The sequence below is a fragment of the Aestuariivirga sp. genome (assembly GCF_041738905.1).
Lineage (GTDB): Bacteria > Pseudomonadota > Alphaproteobacteria > Rhizobiales > Aestuariivirgaceae > Aestuariivirga.
In genome coordinates this window covers 87669-106707 of sequence record NZ_JBGSOZ010000219.1, presented here as the reverse complement: position 1 = coordinate 106707, position 19039 = coordinate 87669, and the positions used below count along the sequence as shown (strand labels likewise).

Sequence of the window (19039 nt, the reverse complement as noted above, 5' to 3'; positions counted from 1 at the left end):
CACTGGCAAGCGCCTCGATAGACGTGGTAGCTTTCTTCATGGTGTTGCTCTCCATTCAGGATTGAACACCCCGAGCCTACGGCTCGAGGAGAGCAACGCCAACCTCACTCCAATTTTCTACATTGAGCGGGACATCCCCTGTGAGAGCTTCGCCGGGGCTGGGCCTGAAAAAGGTCCGGCCCCGGCCATTTCAGCCCCACTCGTTCACGTGCCGCTTTTCTTTTTGGTGCCGCTCCTGCACTGTGGCCCGATGAACGTTCTCATCCTTCATGCCCACCCGCGCCTACGGAACTCCGTCGTCCATTCGGCGATGCTGAAGGCGGCTGCCGGTCTTGAACGCGTCACGCTCCACGACCTCTATGCCGCCTATCCCGACTTCGCCATCGATGTCGTGGCCGAGCAGCAGCGTTTGCTGGCGCATGACCTGATCGTGTTCCAGCATCCCTTCTACTGGTACTCCTCTCCCGCGATCCTGAAAGAGTGGCAGGACCTCGTCCTGGAGAACGGCTGGGCCTATGGGCCGGGCGGAACGCAGCTTGCGGGGAAGTTTCTTCTTTCTGCCGTCTCCACGGGCGGCACCGAGCCCGCCTATCACGCCCAGGGCCGCAACCGGTTCGAGATGGAGGAGCTTCTCGCTCCCTTCAACCAGACGGCCTGGCTCTGCTCCATGGCTTATCTCAAGCCATTCGTGATCCATGCCGGACGCCGGATGAAACCGGAGGACCTGACAGCCGCCGCCGAAACCTACCGCGACCTGATCGTGGGGTTGCGCGACCACCGGATCGACCCGCTCTCCATTCTGGCCTCGGGCTACAGCCTGCCGCCCGCGTTTGACAGGCAGGCTGCCTGATGCATCTTTCGGATTTTCTCATCGGCGCCTTCGTCTACCTGACCGCCGCCGTCATCGCGGCACCGCTGTTCAGCCGGATGGGCCTGGGCTCGGTGCTGGGCTATCTCGTCGCCGGAATCGTCATCGGCCCGGCCGTACTCGGCCTGATCGGACGCGAAGGCCAGGACGTGATGCATTTCGCCGAGTTCGGCGTGATCGTGATGCTCTTCCTCGTCGGCCTCGAACTCCAGCCCTCGAAGCTCTGGTCACTGCGCAAGCCAATCCTCGGGCTGGGCGGTCTTCAGGTGGTCGTCACCGCCGCAGCCATTGGCCTTGCCGCATGGCTGCTCGGCACCACATGGCAGACCGCGATCACCGTGGGCCTCATCCTTGCCATGTCGTCGACCGCAATTGTCCTGCAGAGCTTGCAGGAGCGCGGCCTCCTCAAGACCGCAGCCGGGCAGTCGTGCTTTTCAGTCCTGCTGTTTCAGGATATCGCCATCATTCCCATTTTCGCGCTGCTGCCGCTGATCGCCGTGGCGCATGGCGCGGATGAACACGGCACCAGCCTCATCGCTGATTTTCCGGGCTGGGCGCAAGGCGTGTTTGTGCTGGCAGCCGTCGCCGTCATCATCCTTGCGGGCCGCTATCTCATGCGCCCATTGTTCCGGCTGGTGGCGGGCTCCGGCATCCGCGAAATCTTCGTCGCCTTCGCGCTCCTGATCGTGGTGGGCATCACGCTGCTGATGCAGTTCGTCGGCCTCTCTGCAGCGCTTGGCACATTCCTCGCCGGCGTGGTGCTGGCGGAGAGCGAATACCGCCATGAACTCGAGATGGACCTCGATCCCTTCAAGGGCCTGCTGCTGGCCGTGTTCTTCATGGCCGTGGGAGCCGGCATCGATTTTTCGCTCCTCATCAGCCAGCCGCTGACGCTTCTGGGCCTTGTCGCCGGTTTCGTTCTGATCAAGCTCGCCGTGCTCTTCGGGCTGGGCAAGCTCTTCCGCATGCGCGATGGCGATCCGGCGCGCTTCTCGTTTTCACTGGCACAAGGCGGCGAGTTCGCCTTCGTGCTGATCTCGTTTGCAGCGGGCCTTGGACTTCTCTCTGGCACGCAGTCCGGAATGCTGGTCGCCATGGTGGCGATCTCCATGGCCTTCGCCCCCCTGCTCATGATTTTTGACGACAAGGTTCTGCAACCCCGTCTGTCGCCATCGGCGGCAGAGCGCGAAGCCGACAGCATCGAGGAGAACGGCGCCCACGTCATCATCGCGGGCCATGGCCGCTATGGCATGACGGTAAACCGCCTGCTCGGCGCCAGCGGCGTCAAGGCCGTGGTGCTCGACCATGACGCCGAGCAGATCGATGCGCTCCGCCGCTTCGGTTACAAGGTCTATTACGGCGACGCCTCACGCGTCGACTTGCTGGAGGCGGCTGGAGCGAAGGAGGCCCAGGCCCTCGTGATCGCGGTCGACGACCGCGCCAAGGTCAACGAGATCGCCGACACCGCGCGGCATCACTTCCCGCACCTCAAGCTCTTTGCCCGCGCCTGGGACCGGACGCACGCCTATGAACTGATCAACAAGGGCGTGGATCATGTCCACCGCGAACTCTTTGCGTCCTCGGTCGAGATGGGCAAGGATGTGCTGGGCGCGCTGGGCCGCCACCCTTTCGAGGCCCACCGCGCAGCCCTCACGTTTGCCACGCATGACGAGCGCCTGATCAGGAAGTCGGCCGCTCATGTGGATGATGCGGTTGCCCTCGTGGACATTGCGCGGAAAGGCCGCGCCGAAATCGAGAACGTGCTCGGGCAGGACGTCAGGGACAGCGAATTGCCCCACGACCACGCCTGGGAAGCCCCCGACAGGACACGCGAGTAGCTGCCCCTTCAAATCACCCCGCGTTCGCGGCTATATGGCCTCATGCAACAGACCAACATTCACGACGTCAAGATCGATCCCCGCAATCTCGGCATTCTCATCTCGGTCAATGGTGAACTCGTACCGCGCGCGCAGGCCATGATCTCCGTCTTCGATTCAGGCTTCATCCTGGGCGATGGCGTGTGGGAGGGCCTCCGCATGGTGAAGGGCGGCGTGCCCTTCCTGCGCGAGCATATCGAGCGCCTCTATGAAGGTGCGAAAGCCATCTTCATGGACATCGGGCTGAGGCCGGATGACCTCGTGAAGCGGCTGTTCGATTGCCTCGACGCCAACCACATGAACGACGGCGTCCACATCCGCCTCATGGTCACGCGCGGCGTGAAGGCGACCCCCTATCAGGACCCTCGCGTCACGATCTCCGCACCAACCATCGTCATCATTCCCGAATACAAGACGCCGAACCCCGAGAAATCCGCCAAGGGGCTCACGCTTCACACCGTGAACGTGCGCCGCGGTTATCCGGACGTTCAAGACCAGAAGCTCAACTCGCATTCGAAGCTGAACTGCATCACAGCCTGCATACAGGCCGCCAACGCCGGCGCAGACGAAGCCCTGATGCTCGATCCGCATGGATTCGTGGCGACGTGCAATTCCACCCATTTCTTCATCGTGCGCCGTGGCGAATTGTGGACCTCGACAGGACAGTATTGCATCCCCGGCATCACGCGTGGCAACATGATCCGCCTCGCGAAGGACATAGGGGTTCCGGTCTTCGAGAAACACTTCTCGCTCTACGACGTCTATGGCGCCGACGAGGCCTTCGTCACCGGCACCTTCGCGGGGCTGATCCCCGTGCGTGAGATCGACGGCAGGCCCGTGCGGCATCCTCTGTCCACAGACGAATGGTCGGGCGCGGGGCCTGTCTCGCAACGCCTGTCCGCCGCCTACAAGGAACTCTGCGCGAAGGATTCGCGGAGGCACCTGTGAGCACCAACATTGCCATGTGGTCAGGCCCGCGCAACATCTCGACGGCCATGATGTATGCATTCGGCAACCGGCTTGATTGCGTGGCGTGGGACGAGCCCTTCTATGCCTTCTCGCTGGTTCATCACGGCAACGATCATCCGATGCGCAACGACATCATCGCCGCCAACGACAGCGACTGGAATCGCCTCGTGTCACGCTGCCTCGCACCTGCGGACAAGCCGGTGTTCTACCAGAAGCACATGACGCACCACATGCTGAAGGGCTATGACCGCTCGTGGATCAAGGGTCTCGTCAACGCCTTCCTCGTCCGCACGCCGGAGCGGGTTCTCGCGAGCTACACGAAGAAATGGTCGGACGTGTCGCTGCGCGACATCGGCTTCGTCGAGCAGGCTGAAATCTTCGACATGGTAGCCGATCACTTGGGCTCCGTACCACCCGTTGTCGATGCGGATGACATCCTCGCCGATCCGCGCGGCGTTCTGGGCAGGCTCTGCGCGGCTTGCGGCATTCCCTTCGATGATGCGATGCTGTCGTGGGCTGCAGGCCCCAAGCCCTTCGACGGCGTGTGGGCGCCGCATTGGTACAACGCCGTTTGGGCCTCGACCGGGCTGTCGAAGCCCGAGACGAAGCCCGTGGAGTTGCCGGCGGCTCTGGCGAAGATTGCCGAAGCCGCCCGGCCCTATTATGAGAAGATGAGGCCTTACCGCCTCACCTGATCGATCAGCGGATGCTCTGTGCCGCGAGGCTGTGGGGGATCATCGGCGCGGGTGACCCGCCCTCCTTCTCCACCAGCATCTCGGCACGCCGCAATTCCTGCGCCTCTGCTTCGAGGGCGGACTGGGCATCGGCAAGCTGGTCCTTGAGTTCGGCGATCGAGCGCATGAGATTGTCACGGCGGCCGCGCGCGGCCTTGGCCGAGAGCGAATAATTGAAATGGGCAGGATCGGTGACGCCGTTCCGGCTTTCCTCGAACTTCACCTGCGCGTCCAGATCGTCATACTTCCGCATGAAGTCCTGAATCATGCCGTCGATATCGGCGACTTGCCGGCGCTTTTCCTCCGTGCGGAAACGGTGCAGACGGAGAAGCGTTTCGCGTGAACGCATGATGACCCCTCAAACTCAAACTACAAACAATGGGGCACGTGCTTCGCGTCCCCTTTTCACGATTCACCGAATCAACTACGCAGATGATTCCGGTGCTCGATGAAGAGACATGATGTACCGGTAAGCTTAAGGGTGGGTAAACCGGAGAGGGCAACCGGTTTAAGGCAACTTCGGCGCCGTTGCGCCCTGGTCCGATCTATATGTGGGGGCTACTTGTGAAACGCCACTACATCTCGATTGGAACATCAACAAGTTGCGTGGCAGGGATTAGGTTTTGTTAACCTTTCCCGGCTTATCTTAAGCGACAACGTTAACGGTTAGTTGTGCGCGGGCCTCGTCGGGCGCGCAGGACAGAAGGGCTCCACGGCGGAGTCCGGACCAAAGGGGATTCGAGATGAGGGTACTGCTGATCGAGGACGATACCGCGACGGCCCAGAGCATCGAACTGATGCTCAAGTCCGAAGGGTTCAACGTATACACGACCGACCTTGGCGAAGAAGGCGTCGACCTCGGAAAACTCTATGACTACGACATCATCCTCCTCGACCTGAACCTGCCCGACATGTCGGGCTACGAGGTCCTCAAGACTCTCCGCGTCGCCAAGGTCAACACGCCGATCCTCATCCTGTCCGGCCTTGCCGGCATCGAGGACAAGGTGAAGGGTCTCGGCTTCGGCGCCGACGACTACATGACCAAGCCGTTCCACAAGGATGAGTTGGTCGCCCGCATTCACGCCGTGGTGCGCCGTTCCAAGGGCCATGCCCAATCGGTCATCATCACCGGCGATCTCTGCGTCAATCTCGATACCAAGACAGTTGAAGTCGGCGGCGCCCGCGTGCACCTGACCGGCAAGGAATACCAGATGCTGGAGCTGCTCTCGCTCCGCAAGGGCACGACGCTGACCAAGGAAATGTTCCTCAACCACCTTTATGGCGGCATGGACGAGCCGGAACTCAAGATCATCGACGTGTTCATCTGCAAGCTCCGCAAGAAGCTGGCGAATGCGGCCGGCGGCAAGAACTTCATCGAAACCGTGTGGGGCCGCGGCTATGTGCTCCGCGAGAACGCACCGCCGATGGGCGACATCGACCTGCGCGAGACCGCCTGAGCGCGCCTCCCTCGTCAAGGCGACTGATCAGAACCCCGATGCTGGCCCTTTGGGCCGCGCCGGGGTTTTTTCGCTCTACAGGATGAAATCGTCGGCCACGAAGTCGGCCGTCTTCAGGCCGGTGAAGAACATTGCACCGCCATCAAGCTTGAGAACCGCGCCCAGTTCCGTGTCGCCCATGTTCGCCAGAACGTCCTTGAAGCTGGCCACGCCCTGGCCGGTCAGCCAGACGCGGTCGGTCCGCCCCGCGCCCGCTTCGAAGTCGGTGATCGTGTCGACGCCAAAGCCGCCCTTGTCGAACACGAAGACATCCTGACCCTTGCCGCCAGCCAGGCTGTCGTCGCCAGCGCCGCCCACCAGGTAGTCATTGCCGCCGCGGCCATCGAGACTGTCATTGCCTTCGCCTCCGTTGAGCCTGTTCACGTTGTCATCGCCGAGCAGCCTGTCGTCGAAGCGCGAGCCCATCAGTTTTTCGATACTGATGAAGGTGTCGCCCTTGGCCTCGCCGCCCGAACCGGCCCCCTTCAGGAGGTCGACGGTGACGCCGGCCCAGGAACTGGTGAAATCGGCTGTATCCATGCCTTCGCCGCCATCATGGACATCGGCACCCGAACCGCCGAGGAGCATGTCGTCGCCTGCGCCGCCCGAGAGAACATCATTGCCCTGACGCCCGACGAGGCGGTTCACGCCGTCATCGCCCGTGAGCTTGTCGTCTGCGTTGGAGCCGGAAAGGTTTTCGATGCCGGCAAGAACGTCACCCTCCGCGTCTCCGCTGAAACCCGCGCCTACGAGAAGATCGACGCTGACCCCCTCCTTCGAGTGACGATAGTCGGCGCGGTCGATACCGAGGCCGCCGTCGATCTTGTCAGCGCCTGCGCCGCCGGTGAGAATGTCATTTCCGCCATTGCCAGCGAGCGCATCGTCACCCGCGCCGCCATCGAGCGTATCGTTGCCCTCGATGGACTCGCCATAGGCGGCATCATAGGCGAAAGCCTGGGTACCGGTTGCCTTGACGTCGACCTGCGCCGAGCCGAGAAGAAGCTTGTGCGTGCCGAAGTCGATGCTGGTGACGAACACGTCCGATTTTGGTGGAACGCGCACGGTGACGGCGGCAACCCCCGAAATCGGCTGAAGCGTGACTAGCTGCTCCGTGGTGGAGGCATTGCGAATGCGCCAGACGCCCAGCTTTTCGCCATCCATGGCAAACGTCGCTCCCATCGAGGTCAGCAACAGGCCCGATGGCCTCGAAACCGTTCCGGCATAGTCGATCCGCGCGTAGCCTGTCTCTCGCACGGCGTCCGCCACCGTGTAGCTGCCATCGCCGGACAGCAAGTCGTTGCCGTCGCCGCCTGAGAGCGTATCCGATCCGCCAAGCCCCACGAGCACGTCATCGCCCAGATCGCCATAGACCTGGTCCACCGCATTGGTGGCCCGGAGGATGTCATTCTTTGCAGTGCCCTTGATGCTTGCCATAGCTCGACTTGCCTTCCCTTGAGTACACTTTGTCTATGAGGGGGAAGGCTTGTGCGTGACCTGAACAACATCATTCAAAATTGAAAGATGGCTGCAGGTTGGACTAACGGATGGTTACGGTCAGGTGCTGACGCCTCAAAGTCGTGATCAGGCGGCCTTCACCAGAACATCGGGGCCATCCATCGTCATCGTCAGCATAAGACCGGCGGACCGCGCCAGTTGCTTGGCATAATATGGCTGTACGAGTCGTGCATCGAGGGTCGTGAGTTCGATGGTGCCTTCGACAACCTGCGCGATGGCCTCCGGCACCTTGGCGCGGTCGCCCGCGGCGCGTGCCGAGAAGCTGTCGCCTTCAGCGCTCACGGTGACGACGCCGCCGCGCGGAATGCCTGCCATCGCCATCAGCAGCATGTTGAGCACGAGCTTCACCTGCTGCTTCGGGCGGTTCTCGCGCGGCGCCTGCCAGTCGAGCTTCACTTTTTCCTCGCCCACGAAGGCCTTGGCGATTTCGCCCGCCTCGCCCATGTCGATGAGTGCGCCCGCAGAGCCCGCAGCGCCGAAGGCGATGCGGCAGAACTTGAGCTTGGCGGAGGCCGTGCGGGCCGAGGAGCGCACCATGTCGAGCGCCGTCTCCTTGGTCTCCTCGTCCATCTCCGGATCGTCGATCAGCTCGAGCCCATTGGCGATGGCGCCCACCGGTGAAATCACGTCGTGGCAGACGCGGCTGCACAACAGGGCCGCAAGATCGAGGTCGGAGAGCCTGGCTTCGACGGGCATGGTTTCGGGCATCGGTTCGGACATCGTTGCGGACATGGGCCTACCTGCAGAGTGATTCGCATGACTCTTGTACCATCAGACCGATGGAATTTCCGCATTGACGGCAGCCCCCCGAGCGACCAAGAACACGCCCGCAACCGCCCTCACGGAGCTTCACAGCATGTCCCTCGTCCCGTCCCCCCTCGTGCAGTCGCTGATTGACCTTTCGGTACTCGCAGGCCGTGAAATCATGGCGATCTACGCCACCGATTTTTCAGCCAAGGAAAAGGGCGACCTGACGCCAGTGACGGATGCTGATGAAGCGGCCGAAAGGATCATCCTCGCAGGTCTTGCCCGGATCGATTCGTCGATCCCCGTGATTTCGGAAGAAGCAGCGTCCGCTGGCCGCATCCCGGAAGTGTCCGCGCGGTTCTTCCTTGTCGATCCGCTCGACGGCACCAAGGAGTTCATTTCAAAAAACGGTGAGTTCACCGTCAACATTGCCCTCTTGGAACATGGCGTGCCGGTGGCGGGCGTGGTCTATGCGCCAGCCCTGAAGCGCATGTTCTGGGGGGAGAAGGGTGTTGGAGCCGCCCAGGGCATGATCGAGGGCGATGCTGCCACCGTCTGGAAGGCGCTTGGCGTGCGCGCACTCCCAGATGACGGCGCCACCGTGGTCGCCAGCCGCTCGCACCGCGACCAGGCGACCGAGGATTTCCTCAAGACGGTCAAGGTGAAGTCGCTGTGCTCGGCCGGGTCCTCGCTCAAGTTCTGCCTCGTCGCCGCCGCCGAGGCCGATCTCTATCCGCGCTTCGGCCGCACCATGGAATGGGACACGGCCGCGGGCCATGCGGTTCTTCTGGCGGCCGGCGGCAAGGTGATGAGCGTCGAGGGTCCCGTCCTCTCCTATGGCAAGCGCGAGCGCGGCTACGACAATCCGGGCTTCATCGCCAGCGCCTGAACGGTCCCGGATGGCCGGGGCCTCTTGACGAAGCATTAACCATCCCGAAACACCCGGCTGCTAGCCTGACCTCATCGAGGCCGGCCGCCTTGGACTTGCCATGAGCCTTTGGCATTCCCGGCCCTGACAGTGAGGATACCATGATGATGAAGCTGATTGCCCCTCTCGCGCTCGCGCTGCTGCTTTGCGCAGGAGTGCCTGCCATGGCCCAGACCACGGGTTCGGTCTCCAAGTCCGAGCAGACGGGAGCGGAGACCTATTCCAACGAGGAGATGCTCACCGTCGGCCACCAGTTCTTCGGCAAGACCACGCGTGGGCTGGCCAAGGCCGTGGAATATGTCTTCCAGCGCCAAGGCGAACCCTCTGCCTACATCGTGGGCGAGGAAGGTGCCGGCGCCTTCGTGGGCGGCCTGCGCTATGGCGAAGGCACCATCTATTACAAGAACGGCACCAAGCAGCGGATCTACTGGCAAGGGCCCTCGCTCGGCTTCGACTTCGGCGCCAACGGCTCGCGCAGCCTGGTCCTCGTCTACAACTCGACGAGCCCCGAAGATCTCTACGACCGCTTCGGCGGCGTGGAAGGCTCGGCCTACATGATCGGCGGCGTCGGCGTGAACTTCCAGCAGCGCGAGAACATCATCCTCGCACCCATCCGCACCGGCGTCGGCGCACGTCTGGGCGCCAATGTGGGTTATCTGAAGTACTCCAAGCGCCCCAACTGGAACCCGTTCTGACCGAACGGCGTTCTTTTCCTCAATCAACCGGCGCAACCGGGGATCATGCTTTGGCCATGATTCTCGGTTGTTGACGTGTGGCGAAAAGGAATCCGCTCATGATGAACATGCTGAAATGGGGCGCGCTGGCCCTGCCCCTCCTGGCCCAGCCCTTTGGTTACGATGCATTGGCCGCCAATCCCGAGGGCGTGTGGTCGATGTCGAATGGCAAGGTAACCGTGAAGGTCTCGGACTGCGGCGGCAATCTCTGCGCCACCATCATCGGCCTCAAGGAGCCGATCAGCAAGATCGACGGCAAGCCCAAGGTCGACCGCGAGAACCCGGATCCCGGCAAGCGCAACCGCCCGCTCATCGGCCTGTCGATCCTCATCGGCATGAAGCCCGCGGGCTACAACAAGTGGGAAGGCGCCATCTATAATCCGGACGACGGCAAGACCTATAGCGCCACGGTGCGCCACGACGGCGGCACCATGAAGGTCAAGGGCTGCGTCGCCAGCGTATTCTGCAAGACCAACACCTTCGTGAAGGCCAACTGACCGGTTGCGGCACGGCTGAAATCGGCGGTACTGCCGGTCCTTTTGCAAGTCGGACCGAAATTGGGTAGTAAGGCGGAGCCGCCGGAGGACACATGTCTCAGACCGAGACGATATTGCTGGTCATTTTGGGCTTTTCGCTCGCGAGCCTCATCGCCCTTTTCATCGGGCGCATGATGTGGGGCATGGCCATCAGGCTGGGCGCGCGGCGCATGCGCAAGCAGGTTCCCTCTTCCCTGGTGGGCCTTCAGACCGAGCGCGACAGGCTGCGGGCGGACTACGCCATGATGTCCCAGCGGCTTGGCTCGAAGCTTGAGGCCGCGCAGTTGAAGATGGCCGAGCAGATGGCCGAGGTCAGCCGCCATCGCAACCGGCTGGAAAATGTCGACCGCGCCATCGCCGAGCGTGACGCCGAAGTGAACCGCCTGACACAGCTCGCCGCCGAACTCGACCGGCGCCTGACCGAGAGCACGGCTCAACAGGTCGATCTGCGCATGGCGCTGGCCGCAAAGGAAGAAGCGCTCCGCAAGCTGCACCGGCCGCACACCGCTGAAGTGTGGACGTCCGAGCCGGACGAAGCCCCCGAACCCTATCAGCCGCCCCCGCCGCCCTCACCCCCAGGCGACCCGGAGGAGAGGTTGCGCCAGCGAATCGCCAAGCTGAACCAGATGGCCTCCGTCCGCGCCCGCGAACGGGCCGACCCGGCGCCCCGCGCACCCTTGCCCCCCGACACGATGGCCTATTCCGCCCCGCAAGTGGCTGAAAGGCTTGAACATGCGGAGCGGGCAACGGGCGACCTCCAGAAGGAACTGGAAGACCTCGACGCCGAATGGTCGCGCCGGATCGAGGAATTGCAGCCCGGACAGCCCGTGGATGGGCCAACGGGCCCGACGGCAGTGGCAAACGTGATCTCTCTGGCCAACCGCATCCGGGACCTCAAGAAGGGCCTCAACACAAATAATTGACGCCTCGGATTTCTGGCCTGTCCTTGATCAAAATCAAGGTGTAATCTAAAACTGACGTCTAGCCTGATTGACAGCTATCCAGGGAGGCTGTCATGCGGATACTGTTGCTCCACCCGAATTATCACTCCGGCGGAGCCGAGATCGCCGGCAACTGGCCCCCCGCCTGGGTGGCCTATCTGGCGGGTTCCCTGAAGAAGGCGGGCTATACCGACCTCCGCTTCATCGACGCCATGACGAATGACCTCTCCGAAGAGGCGATCCGCAAGATTCTCCGCGAGGAAAAGCCCGACGTCATCGGCTGCACCGCCATCACGCCGTCGATCTACAAGGCCGAGCGCCTGCTGCAGATCGCCAAGGAGATCCACCCCAACGCCGTCACCGTCTTGGGCGGCATCCACGCCACCTTCATGTACAATCAGGTGCTTGGCGAAGCGCCCTGGATCGACTGCATCGTGCGCGGTGAAGGAGAGGAGATCTTCACCAACCTGATCCGCGCCATCGACGAAGGCCGCTGGCCCCAATGCCGCACTGACATTCGCGGCATCGCCTATCGCGACGGCGCCGACGTGACCGCAACACCCGCCGCCCCCACCGTCAAGGACCTCGACGCCATCAGCCCCGACTGGTCGGTGCTGAGCTGGGAAAAATACATCTACATCCCCATGGGCAAGCGCGTGGCCATTCCCAACATGGCGCGCGGCTGTCCCTTCACCTGCTCCTTCTGCTCGCAGTGGAAGTTCTGGCGCGATTACCGCATTCGCGATCCGAAGAAGGTGGTCGACGAGATCGAAACTCTCATGCGTGACCACGACGTGGGCTTCTTCATCCTCGCCGACGAGGAACCGACCATCAACAAGAAGAAATTCCTCGCCTTCTGCGAAGAGCTGATCGCGCGCGACCTCAAGATCCTGTGGGGCATCAACACCCGCGTCACTGATATCCTGCGCGACGAGGCCCTGCTGCCGCTCTATCGCAAGGCGGGCCTCATTCACGTATCGCTCGGAACGGAAGCCGCAGCCCAGCTTCAGCTCGACCGTTTCAACAAGGAAACGACGGTCGCGCAGAACAAGAAGGCGATCCAGTTGCTGCGCGATGCCGGAATCGTGGTCGAAGCGCAATTCATCGTCGGCCTCGAGAACGAGACCCGCGAGACGCTGGAAGAAACCTACAGGATGGCGCAGGACTGGAAACCCGACCTCGCCAACTGGTCGATGTACACGCCCTGGCCCTTCTCCGATCTGTTCCGTGAACTTGGCGACAAGGTCGAGGTCTTCGATTACGAGAAGTACAATTTCGTGACGCCGATCATGAAGCCCGACGCGATGGACCGCGCCGAACTGCTCGATCGCGTGATGCACAACTACCGGCGATTCTACATGAAGAAGGCGCTGTTCTCCTATCCATGGGCAGGCTCAGGCGAGCGCCGCCGCTATCTGCTGGGCTGTCTCAAGGCCTTCCTGAAGTCGGGCTTCGAGCGGAAGTTCTATGACCTGGGCCGCGTCAACTACTATGGCAAGAAGGACACCGTGGACTTCGGCTTCGACCGCACGCGCAAACGCGCTGACATGGGCAAGGTCGAATGGCAGACGACCCATAACCGCAAGGTCAAGGGCCAGCAGCAGGCCGAGCTCATGGCCTGCGGTGGAAGCAAGGAACACATGCAGGAGGAGCGCCAGCCCGTCGAGCCCGCCGAATGAACAGCGCGGTTACATCGGGCCGCATCGGCCCCAATGCGGTGATCCGCCTCGTGGAGGCCCTCGATGCCATCGAGAGCCGAACCGTGACGACGAAGCTGTTCCGGTCCGTCGATCTCGAATCCTATGTCGTGACGCCGCCTGATAAGATGGTGGCCGAGGACGAGGTGACCGTCCTGCACCGCAAGCTTCGGCATGACATGGGAGCAGAGCGCGCCGCCAGCGTCTCGTGGATCGCGGGGCTGCGCACGGCGGACTATCTGCTCGCCAATCGCATCCCGAAGCCGGTGCAGCGCTTGCTGAAGATCCTTCCCCGCCGGATTGCGGGTTTCATCCTGCTGAAGGCCATCGGCAGCCATGCCTGGACCTTCGCGGGCACCAGCCGCTTCACCTGGCGCATGGGACCGCCGATCGAACTCGCGTTCGAGGACTGCCCGCTCTGCCGCTATGACGAGGCGGCCTCGCCCTGCTGCCAGTACTATGCCGCGACCTTCGAGCACCTGTTCCGTGAATTGATCGATGCCGATGCCCGTGTCGTCGAGACCTGCTGCATCGCGGCGGGCGCAGAAGCCTGCCGCTTCGAAATCCGCACATGACATCGCCGTAACCTGCGGCGTCCCGCCTTGCCGTGCCCCCATGCCCAGTCTACAAATTCGGGCATCGGGAGGAACGACGATGGACAAGCCGACATTCGACAAGGCACGATTGCCCAGCCGACATGTGAGCGTGGGGCCTGAGCGAGCGCCGCACCGCTCCTACTATTATGCCATGGGCCTCACCCAGGGCCAGATCGCCCAGCCCTTCGTCGGCGTCGCCTCGTGCTGGAACGAGGCTGCCCCCTGCAACATCGCGCTCATGCGCCAGGCCCAGGCCGTGAAGAAGGGCGTGGCCGCCGCCAGCGGCACGCCGCGCGAGTTCTGCACCATCACGGTGACAGACGGCATCGCCATGGGCCACCAGGGCATGAAGTCGTCGCTTGTATCGCGCGAGGTGATTGCGGACTCTGTCGAACTCACCATGCGCGGCCATTGCTATGACGCGCTCGTCGGCCTCGCCGGCTGCGACAAGTCGCTGCCCGGCATGATGATGGCCATGGTGCGTCTCAACGTGCCCTCCGTCTTTATCTACGGCGGCTCGATCCTGCCCGGCATCTTCCGCGGCCAGCAGGTGACGATCCAGGACATGTTCGAGGCCGTCGGCAAGCATTCGGCCGGCCTCATGTCGGATGCCGACCTCGACGAGATCGAGAAGGTCGCCTGTCCGTCAGCAGGCTCCTGCGGCGGCCAGTTCACGGCCAACACCATGGCGACCATCGCGGAAGCGATCGGCCTGGCCCTCCCCTATTCCTGCGGTGCGCCCGCACCTTACGAAGTGCGCGACACTTTCTGTTACACGGCCGGCGAAAAGGTGATGGAACTCATCGCCCGCAACATCCGCCCGCGCGACATCGTGACCTTGAAGTCGCTCGAGAACGCGGCGACCGTCGTCGCGGCGTCCGGCGGCTCGACCAATGCAGCACTTCATCTTCCGGCCATCGCGCATGAGGCCGGCATCAAGTTCGATCTCTTCGATGTCGCCGAGATCTTCAAGCGCACGCCCTATATCGCCGACCTGAAGCCCGGCGGCCGCTACGTGGCGAAAGACCTCTTCGAAGTGGGCGGCATCCCGTTGCTCATGAAGACGCTGCTCGACCACGGCTTCCTTCATGGCGACTGCATGACGGTGACCGGCCGCACCATGGCCGAGAACATGGCGAGCGTGAAATGGAACCCGCACCAGGACGTGATCCGCCCGGCCGACAATCCCTTCACCGTCACCGGCGGCGTGGTGGGCCTCAAGGGCAATCTGGCACCCGAGGGCGCCATCGTGAAGGTCGCGGGCATGAAGAACCTCAGGTTCTCCGGTCCCGCCCGCTGCTTCGACTCGGAAGAGCGCTGCTTCGAGGCCGTGTCGAAGAAGCAGTATCAGGAAGGCGATGTGCTGGTTATCCGCTACGAGGGCCCGCGCGGCGGCCCCGGCATGCGCGAGATGCTGTCGACCACCGCGGCGCTTTATGGCCAGGGCATGGGCGACAAGGTGGCGCTCATCACCGATGGCCGCTTCTCGGGCGCAACACGCGGTTTCTGCATCGGCCATGTCGGACCCGAAGCCCAGCAGGGCGGCCCCATCGGGCTCCTGAAGGATGGCGACATCATCACCATCGACGCTGTCGAAGGCACGCTCTCGTGCAACGTGAGCGATGCGGAGTTCGCGGTGCGCGCCAAGGACTGGAAGCCGCATCCTCATGGCTACAACTCCGGCACGCTGTGGAAATACGCCCAGCAGGTGGGGCCTGCCGTCAATGGCGCCGTCACCCATCCGGGCGGGGCCGCCGAGACGCAGTGCTACGCCGACATCTGACGGCGCTGCCTCACTGCTGCTCGTCCGAGCCGCCGCCTGAGCCGGTGTCGCGCCGCGTGAGCGCCTTGAGGTCGGCTCCTGCTTCATCGAGGAAGAGCAGCAGCGTGTGGTCCACCCGCACGCCGCGCACCCTGGAGAGCAACGCGAAGAAGTCGCTCTCCTTCTTCATCACGTCCTCGGGGCAGGCCATGCGCGTGGCGGCCATCGGCGACAGGGTGAGATGATGATCGTGCTGCTCGTAGGTTCCGCTGAAGCGGTTGCAGCCGCCGAAGCCGAACACCCGCCCAGAGCCCGCAAAGCTGATGTAGCGCGCCTTAGGCCCCTCATCGCCCACCACGCCCCACTCGCTGCCTTCAAGCTTCTCCTCATGGGCGCATGCCTGACCGGACAGTGCCACGAGAAGAACTGCCGAAAAAACCATTGAAGTGAGACGCATGAAAACCTCGCTGCCTGGAACGTGTCTCTGGTTACGGCAGATCATCGTGATTCGGCCATGGCGCCGCTTGTTGAGCGATGAACGGTTGATCCCGTTGATCTGGAGAGTCGCTGTCAGCGACGCCGAAATCGCGAGTTAGATGTCGAATTTCTTACAATCATTGCGAACTGTGCAATCGACTATCCGGCAACAGGTCAAACGAAGTCATCCCCCGCGTTCCAATGACTGGAGAAACCATGACGAGCCACGTGGAAGTGACGCGCACCGGGCATGTGCTCGAAGTGAAGCTCAACAAGCCGAAGGTCAATGCCATCGATCAAGCGATGAGCCGTGAACTTGGTGCGGCATTCGCATTGCTGCGCGAAGACCCTGAACTTCGCGTCGGTCTGCTCACTGCGGAAGGCAGCCGGATATTCTCGGCGGGCTGGGACCTCAAGGCGCTGAATGCCGGCGACACCAAGCTGGACAACTGGTGGGAGGACGGCGACTACGGCGATGGCGGTTTCGCGGGCCTGACGGAAAACTGGAAACTCAACAAGCCCGTCATCTGCGCCTTGAACGGCATGGCAATCGGCGGCGGCTTCGAGCTCGCGATGGCCTGCGATCTCATCATCGCCGCCGATCATGTGGAATTCGCCTTGCCCGAAATGCCGCTGGGCATTGTTCCGGATGCCGGAGCATTGCAGCGATTGCCGCGGCGGCTGCCCTATAACATCGCCATGGAAATGCTGCTGCTCGGACGCCGCATGGGTGCGGAAGAGGCCGCCCGCTATGGCCTGATCAACAAGGTGGTTCCACATGCGGAGCTGATGACCGTTGCCCGCGCCTGGGCCTCGCAACTCGCCAGGGCTGCGCCACTCGCGATGCAGACGGTGAAGGAGGTCCTGCGCGCCATCGAGTGCAAGCCGCTGGAACAGACCTTCGTCACCATGCGAACAGGTGACCTTCCGACCTATCGCGCGATGCTGAAGTCGGAGGACGCAGCCGAAGGCGTGAAGGCCTTCGTCGAAAAGCGCGAACCAGTGTTCAAAGGGCGCTAGGATCATGGCAAGGCCACTTCCACAAGATGTGAAACATGTCGTCAGCATCGGCGGCGGGCCGATTGGTGCTGGCTGGGCGGCGCATTTCCTGGCGCGCGGCTATGACGTCACCGGCTATCTGCACGCGATGCCGGAGGAAGCGGTCTACCGCAAGATCCTCGACACGGCCTGGCTCAGCCTCGAACAACTCGGGCTGGCGGAAGGCGCATCACGCGAGAGGCTGCGCCTGACCGACAATCTGGAAGATGCAGTCAGAACCGCTGACTTCGTGCAGGAGAGCGCCCCCGAACGCCTCGACCTGAAGCAGGCGCTCTATGCGAAGCTCGGGACATTGGTGCCGGAAGGCGTTGTTATTTCCTCGAGCACGTCAGGTTTCATGATGACCGACATCCAGATGCTGTGCCCGACACCGGAACGCACTGTGATCGGGCATCCGTTCAACCCGCCCTACCTGCTGCCGCTGGTCGAGATCATCGGCGGCAAGAAGACCTCGCCCGATGCCGTCGAATGGGCCCGCGACTTTTATGCCCATGCGGGAAAGGCACCGCTGGTGATGAAGAAGGAAATCCCCGGCTTCGTGGCGACACGGCTGCAGGAAGCCATCTGGCGCGAGGCCCTTCACATGGTGGCCAATGGCGAGGCAACGCCCGAAGACATCGACATCGCACTGATGAACGGTCCTGCCCCGCGCCTGGCGATCCAGGGCCAGTGCATGGCATTTCACGTTGCCTGCGGTGAAGGCGGCATGGCAACAAACCTCGACCAGTTCGGCCCGGCGCTCAAGCTGCCGTGGACGCGGCTTCAGGCACCGGAACTAACAAAGGAACTGCGCGACCGCATGGTCGATGGCTGTGACGCGATAGCCGCGGGGCGTCACTTCGAGGAGATGGCGGCCGAACGAGACCGCGCCATCGTGGGCATCCTGAAGGCCGTGAAGGCCGCCCGCGCCGGCGGCGTGTAAGACTGGCGAAACCGGTTCGCTACCTTGGCTTCGGCTTCTTGCCTCTTTCGCTTTCGATGAAGGAATAGACCGTTCCGGGCCAGGACGGTGCCGTCTCGCTGTCGGGCCACGCCTGCCGGTATTCGCTCGGCTTCTTGCCGAAGGTTTCCGAAAAGCTCAGCGAAAAATACGACATCGAATTGAAGCCGCAAGCTGCCGATACCTCGCGGATCGACATGCGCGTGCTGCTGAGAAGGACGCGCGCATATTGCAACCGCAACAGCTTGCTGTACTGCACGATGGTACAGCCTGTGTCGCGGCGGAAAAGGCGTTCGAGCTTGCGCTGCGACACGCCGAGCTCCCGGCAGACGCGCGGCACCGGTGAAGGCTCCTCGATACGGCCTTCGAGCAACGTCATCGCGGCACGGACATCCGGGTGCACATCGTCCTTCTTTCCTCCGGTCGCGTATCTCTGCAGGCTCTCGGGCGGGCGTCTCGGATGATGCATGACCTGATTGGCGACCTCGGCCGCAAGCTGTTCGCCCTGCTGCTTCGCAACGATATGGAGCATGAGGTCAAGGCCCGCAGTACCGCCGGAGCAGGTCATGATTGTTCCATCGACGGTAAAGAGCTGCTCGACCACCTGCAGGCGCGGGAAGGCTTCGGCCAGGCCAGCCATCATGGACCAGTGCGTCGTCACCTTCTGATCGGCCACAAGTCCTGCTTTTGCCAGCGCATAGATGCCAAGCTCGATCGCCACGATCTGCTTTCCGGCGCGCGACTGTTGCCGGAGCCAGCGGAACAGGCGCTGGTCTTCGTAGTGCTCAGACCCCCAGCTGCCGCAGACGAAGATCATGTCGGGAGGCGGATGCCCGGGATGGACCAGCGCTGCACAGGTGACGGACAGGCCATTGCTTGCCGAAATGATGCCGCTGTCCGGCGAGATGAAATCCCACTCGAAGAGTGGCTGCGGCGCCAGATAATTGGCGATGCGCATTGGCTCGATCAGCATCGTCAGCGTCATCATGTTGAAGCGCGGAACGAGAACGAAGTTCACTCGTGTGGGAATGATCTTCAATGTCGTGGGTGCGGGATTGATCATTCTCTGTTTCGGCCCTCAACTCTGTTCAGCGGAGCGCCGATCCATTGCGGCGGAAAAAAAGCAATTTTGGCGAATAATTTATAACGTCTTCGCGTCTTCC

19 protein-coding genes are annotated in these 19039 nt (G+C 62.6%); 14 read left to right on the top strand and 5 right to left on the bottom strand.

Features of this window, described 5'->3' with window-relative positions; translation table 11 throughout:
• Nucleotides 1–250: 250 nt before the first annotated feature.
• From ACEW8Q_RS22340 to ACEW8Q_RS22325, 4 genes are read left to right on the top strand one after another with little or no spacing between them, the layout of a single operon-like run.
• Entirely contained in the window at nt 251–850 is a 600-nt protein-coding gene (locus ACEW8Q_RS22340) for an NAD(P)H-dependent oxidoreductase (protein WP_373506281.1), read from the top strand.
• On the top strand, nt 850–2706 hold the full coding sequence (locus ACEW8Q_RS22335) for a monovalent cation:proton antiporter-2 (CPA2) family protein (RefSeq protein WP_373506280.1): 1857 nt from the start codon (nt 850–852) through the stop codon (nt 2704–2706). Before ACEW8Q_RS22340 ends, ACEW8Q_RS22335 begins: the two co-directional genes overlap by 1 nt.
• 42 nt (nt 2707–2748) lie before the next feature.
• Nucleotides 2749–3693, top strand: coding sequence for an aminotransferase class IV (locus ACEW8Q_RS22330; protein WP_373506279.1), 945 nt, complete (start codon nt 2749–2751; stop codon nt 3691–3693).
• Nucleotides 3690–4409: a hypothetical protein gene (locus tag ACEW8Q_RS22325; RefSeq protein WP_373506278.1), complete on the top strand. Its 720-nt coding sequence runs from the start codon at nt 3690–3692 to the stop codon at nt 4407–4409. The genes ACEW8Q_RS22330 and ACEW8Q_RS22325 overlap by 4 nt, the downstream gene beginning before the upstream one ends.
• A gap of 4 nt (nt 4410–4413) precedes the next feature.
• Here ACEW8Q_RS22325 and ACEW8Q_RS22320 read toward each other — a convergent pair whose 3' ends face one another.
• Nucleotides 4414–4797, bottom strand: coding sequence for a flagellar export protein FliJ (locus tag ACEW8Q_RS22320; RefSeq protein ID WP_373506277.1), 384 nt, complete (start codon nt 4795–4797; stop codon nt 4414–4416).
• Nucleotides 4798–5191: 394 nt separating this feature from the next.
• Here ACEW8Q_RS22320 and ctrA point away from each other — a divergent pair, with 394 nt between their 5' ends.
• Nucleotides 5192–5905, top strand: coding sequence for a response regulator transcription factor CtrA (gene ctrA / locus ACEW8Q_RS22315; protein ID WP_373506276.1), 714 nt, complete (start codon nt 5192–5194; stop codon nt 5903–5905).
• Between the two features lie 75 nt (nt 5906–5980).
• Here ctrA and ACEW8Q_RS22310 read toward each other — a convergent pair whose 3' ends face one another.
• Both ACEW8Q_RS22310 and chpT read right to left on the bottom strand, forming a co-directional pair.
• Nucleotides 5981–7378, bottom strand: a complete 1398-nt coding sequence (locus ACEW8Q_RS22310; RefSeq protein WP_373506275.1) for a calcium-binding protein — start codon at nt 7376–7378, stop codon at nt 5981–5983.
• Nucleotides 7379–7525: 147 nt separating this feature from the next.
• Entirely contained in the window at nt 7526–8191 is a 666-nt protein-coding gene (gene chpT, locus ACEW8Q_RS22305; protein ID WP_373506274.1) for a histidine phosphotransferase ChpT, read from the bottom strand.
• Nucleotides 8192–8315: 124 nt separating this feature from the next.
• On the opposite strand from chpT, the gene cysQ reads away from it, so the two are divergent.
• The 7 genes from cysQ to ilvD all read left to right on the top strand — a co-directional run bounded on the left by cysQ (nt 8316) and on the right by ilvD (nt 15421).
• Nucleotides 8316–9095 (top strand): 3'(2'),5'-bisphosphate nucleotidase CysQ, encoded by a 780-nt coding sequence (gene cysQ, locus ACEW8Q_RS22300; protein ID WP_373506273.1) that lies wholly within the window; start codon nt 8316–8318, stop codon nt 9093–9095.
• Between the two features lie 203 nt (nt 9096–9298).
• On the top strand, nt 9299–9829 hold the full coding sequence (locus ACEW8Q_RS22295; RefSeq protein ID WP_373506284.1) for a DUF1134 domain-containing protein: 531 nt from the start codon (nt 9299–9301) through the stop codon (nt 9827–9829).
• Between the two features lie 98 nt (nt 9830–9927).
• Nucleotides 9928–10365, top strand: a complete 438-nt coding sequence (locus ACEW8Q_RS22290; protein ID WP_373506272.1) for a DUF2147 domain-containing protein — start codon at nt 9928–9930, stop codon at nt 10363–10365.
• Nucleotides 10366–10457: 92 nt separating this feature from the next.
• The gene (locus tag ACEW8Q_RS22285; protein ID WP_373506271.1) at nt 10458–11327 is read left to right on the top strand and encodes a hypothetical protein; all 870 of its coding nucleotides are present in this window, start codon (nt 10458–10460) and stop codon (nt 11325–11327) included.
• A gap of 92 nt (nt 11328–11419) precedes the next feature.
• On the top strand, nt 11420–13024 hold the full coding sequence (bchE, locus tag ACEW8Q_RS22280; RefSeq protein ID WP_373506270.1) for a magnesium-protoporphyrin IX monomethyl ester anaerobic oxidative cyclase: 1605 nt from the start codon (nt 11420–11422) through the stop codon (nt 13022–13024).
• The gene (gene bchJ / locus ACEW8Q_RS22275) at nt 13021–13617 is read left to right on the top strand and encodes a bacteriochlorophyll 4-vinyl reductase (RefSeq protein WP_373506269.1); all 597 of its coding nucleotides are present in this window, start codon (nt 13021–13023) and stop codon (nt 13615–13617) included. Before bchE ends, bchJ begins: the two co-directional genes overlap by 4 nt.
• A gap of 79 nt (nt 13618–13696) precedes the next feature.
• Nucleotides 13697–15421 carry a dihydroxy-acid dehydratase gene (gene ilvD, locus ACEW8Q_RS22270; RefSeq protein WP_373506268.1) on the top strand — a complete coding sequence of 575 codons (1725 nt, stop codon included), beginning with the start codon at nt 13697–13699 and terminating at the stop codon, nt 15419–15421.
• Between the two features lie 10 nt (nt 15422–15431).
• On the opposite strand, the gene ACEW8Q_RS22265 is transcribed toward ilvD, so the two are convergent.
• Complete coding sequence (locus tag ACEW8Q_RS22265) at nt 15432–15857, bottom strand: META domain-containing protein (RefSeq protein ID WP_373506267.1); 426 nt, start codon at nt 15855–15857, stop codon at nt 15432–15434.
• A gap of 236 nt (nt 15858–16093) precedes the next feature.
• On the opposite strand from ACEW8Q_RS22265, the gene ACEW8Q_RS22260 reads away from it, so the two are divergent.
• The gene (locus ACEW8Q_RS22260) at nt 16094–16897 is read left to right on the top strand and encodes an enoyl-CoA hydratase-related protein (protein WP_373506266.1); all 804 of its coding nucleotides are present in this window, start codon (nt 16094–16096) and stop codon (nt 16895–16897) included.
• Nucleotides 16898–16901: 4 nt separating this feature from the next.
• Nucleotides 16902–17858 (top strand): 3-hydroxyacyl-CoA dehydrogenase NAD-binding domain-containing protein, encoded by a 957-nt coding sequence (locus ACEW8Q_RS22255; protein WP_373506265.1) that lies wholly within the window; start codon nt 16902–16904, stop codon nt 17856–17858.
• Nucleotides 17859–17877: 19 nt separating this feature from the next.
• Here the strand turns inward: ACEW8Q_RS22255 and ACEW8Q_RS22250 are convergent, their stop codons facing one another.
• Entirely contained in the window at nt 17878–18939 is a 1062-nt protein-coding gene (locus tag ACEW8Q_RS22250) for a GlxA family transcriptional regulator (RefSeq protein WP_373506264.1), read from the bottom strand.
• Between the last annotated feature and the right edge of the window lie 100 nt (nt 18940–19039).

What these genes read in the sequence shown, in the direction of transcription:
- chpT (WP_373506274.1), bottom strand. Translation starts at nt 8,191, where the DNA reads ATGTCCGCAACGATGTCCGAACCGATGCCCGAAACCATGCCCGTCGAA.
- ilvD (WP_373506268.1), top strand. Translation starts at nt 13,697, where the DNA reads ATGGACAAGCCGACATTCGACAAGGCACGATTGCCCAGCCGACATGTG.
- ACEW8Q_RS22265 (WP_373506267.1), bottom strand. Translation starts at nt 15,857, where the DNA reads ATGCGTCTCACTTCAATGGTTTTTTCGGCAGTTCTTCTCGTGGCACTG.
- ACEW8Q_RS22290 (WP_373506272.1), top strand. Translation starts at nt 9,928, where the DNA reads ATGATGAACATGCTGAAATGGGGCGCGCTGGCCCTGCCCCTCCTGGCC.
- bchE (WP_373506270.1), top strand. Translation starts at nt 11,420, where the DNA reads ATGCGGATACTGTTGCTCCACCCGAATTATCACTCCGGCGGAGCCGAG.
- ACEW8Q_RS22340 (WP_373506281.1), top strand. Translation starts at nt 251, where the DNA reads ATGAACGTTCTCATCCTTCATGCCCACCCGCGCCTACGGAACTCCGTC.
- ACEW8Q_RS22260 (WP_373506266.1), top strand. Translation starts at nt 16,094, where the DNA reads ATGACGAGCCACGTGGAAGTGACGCGCACCGGGCATGTGCTCGAAGTG.
- ACEW8Q_RS22255 (WP_373506265.1), top strand. Translation starts at nt 16,902, where the DNA reads ATGGCAAGGCCACTTCCACAAGATGTGAAACATGTCGTCAGCATCGGC.
- ACEW8Q_RS22285 (WP_373506271.1), top strand. Translation starts at nt 10,458, where the DNA reads ATGTCTCAGACCGAGACGATATTGCTGGTCATTTTGGGCTTTTCGCTC.
- ACEW8Q_RS22310 (WP_373506275.1), bottom strand. Translation starts at nt 7,378, where the DNA reads ATGGCAAGCATCAAGGGCACTGCAAAGAATGACATCCTCCGGGCCACC.
- cysQ (WP_373506273.1), top strand. Translation starts at nt 8,316, where the DNA reads ATGTCCCTCGTCCCGTCCCCCCTCGTGCAGTCGCTGATTGACCTTTCG.
- ACEW8Q_RS22295 (WP_373506284.1), top strand. Translation starts at nt 9,299, where the DNA reads ATGGCCCAGACCACGGGTTCGGTCTCCAAGTCCGAGCAGACGGGAGCG.
- ctrA (WP_373506276.1), top strand. Translation starts at nt 5,192, where the DNA reads ATGAGGGTACTGCTGATCGAGGACGATACCGCGACGGCCCAGAGCATC.
- ACEW8Q_RS22335 (WP_373506280.1), top strand. Translation starts at nt 850, where the DNA reads ATGCATCTTTCGGATTTTCTCATCGGCGCCTTCGTCTACCTGACCGCC.
- ACEW8Q_RS22330 (WP_373506279.1), top strand. Translation starts at nt 2,749, where the DNA reads ATGCAACAGACCAACATTCACGACGTCAAGATCGATCCCCGCAATCTC.
- ACEW8Q_RS22320 (WP_373506277.1), bottom strand. Translation starts at nt 4,797, where the DNA reads ATGCGTTCACGCGAAACGCTTCTCCGTCTGCACCGTTTCCGCACGGAG.
- bchJ (WP_373506269.1), top strand. Translation starts at nt 13,021, where the DNA reads ATGAACAGCGCGGTTACATCGGGCCGCATCGGCCCCAATGCGGTGATC.
- ACEW8Q_RS22250 (WP_373506264.1), bottom strand. Translation starts at nt 18,939, where the DNA reads ATGATCAATCCCGCACCCACGACATTGAAGATCATTCCCACACGAGTG.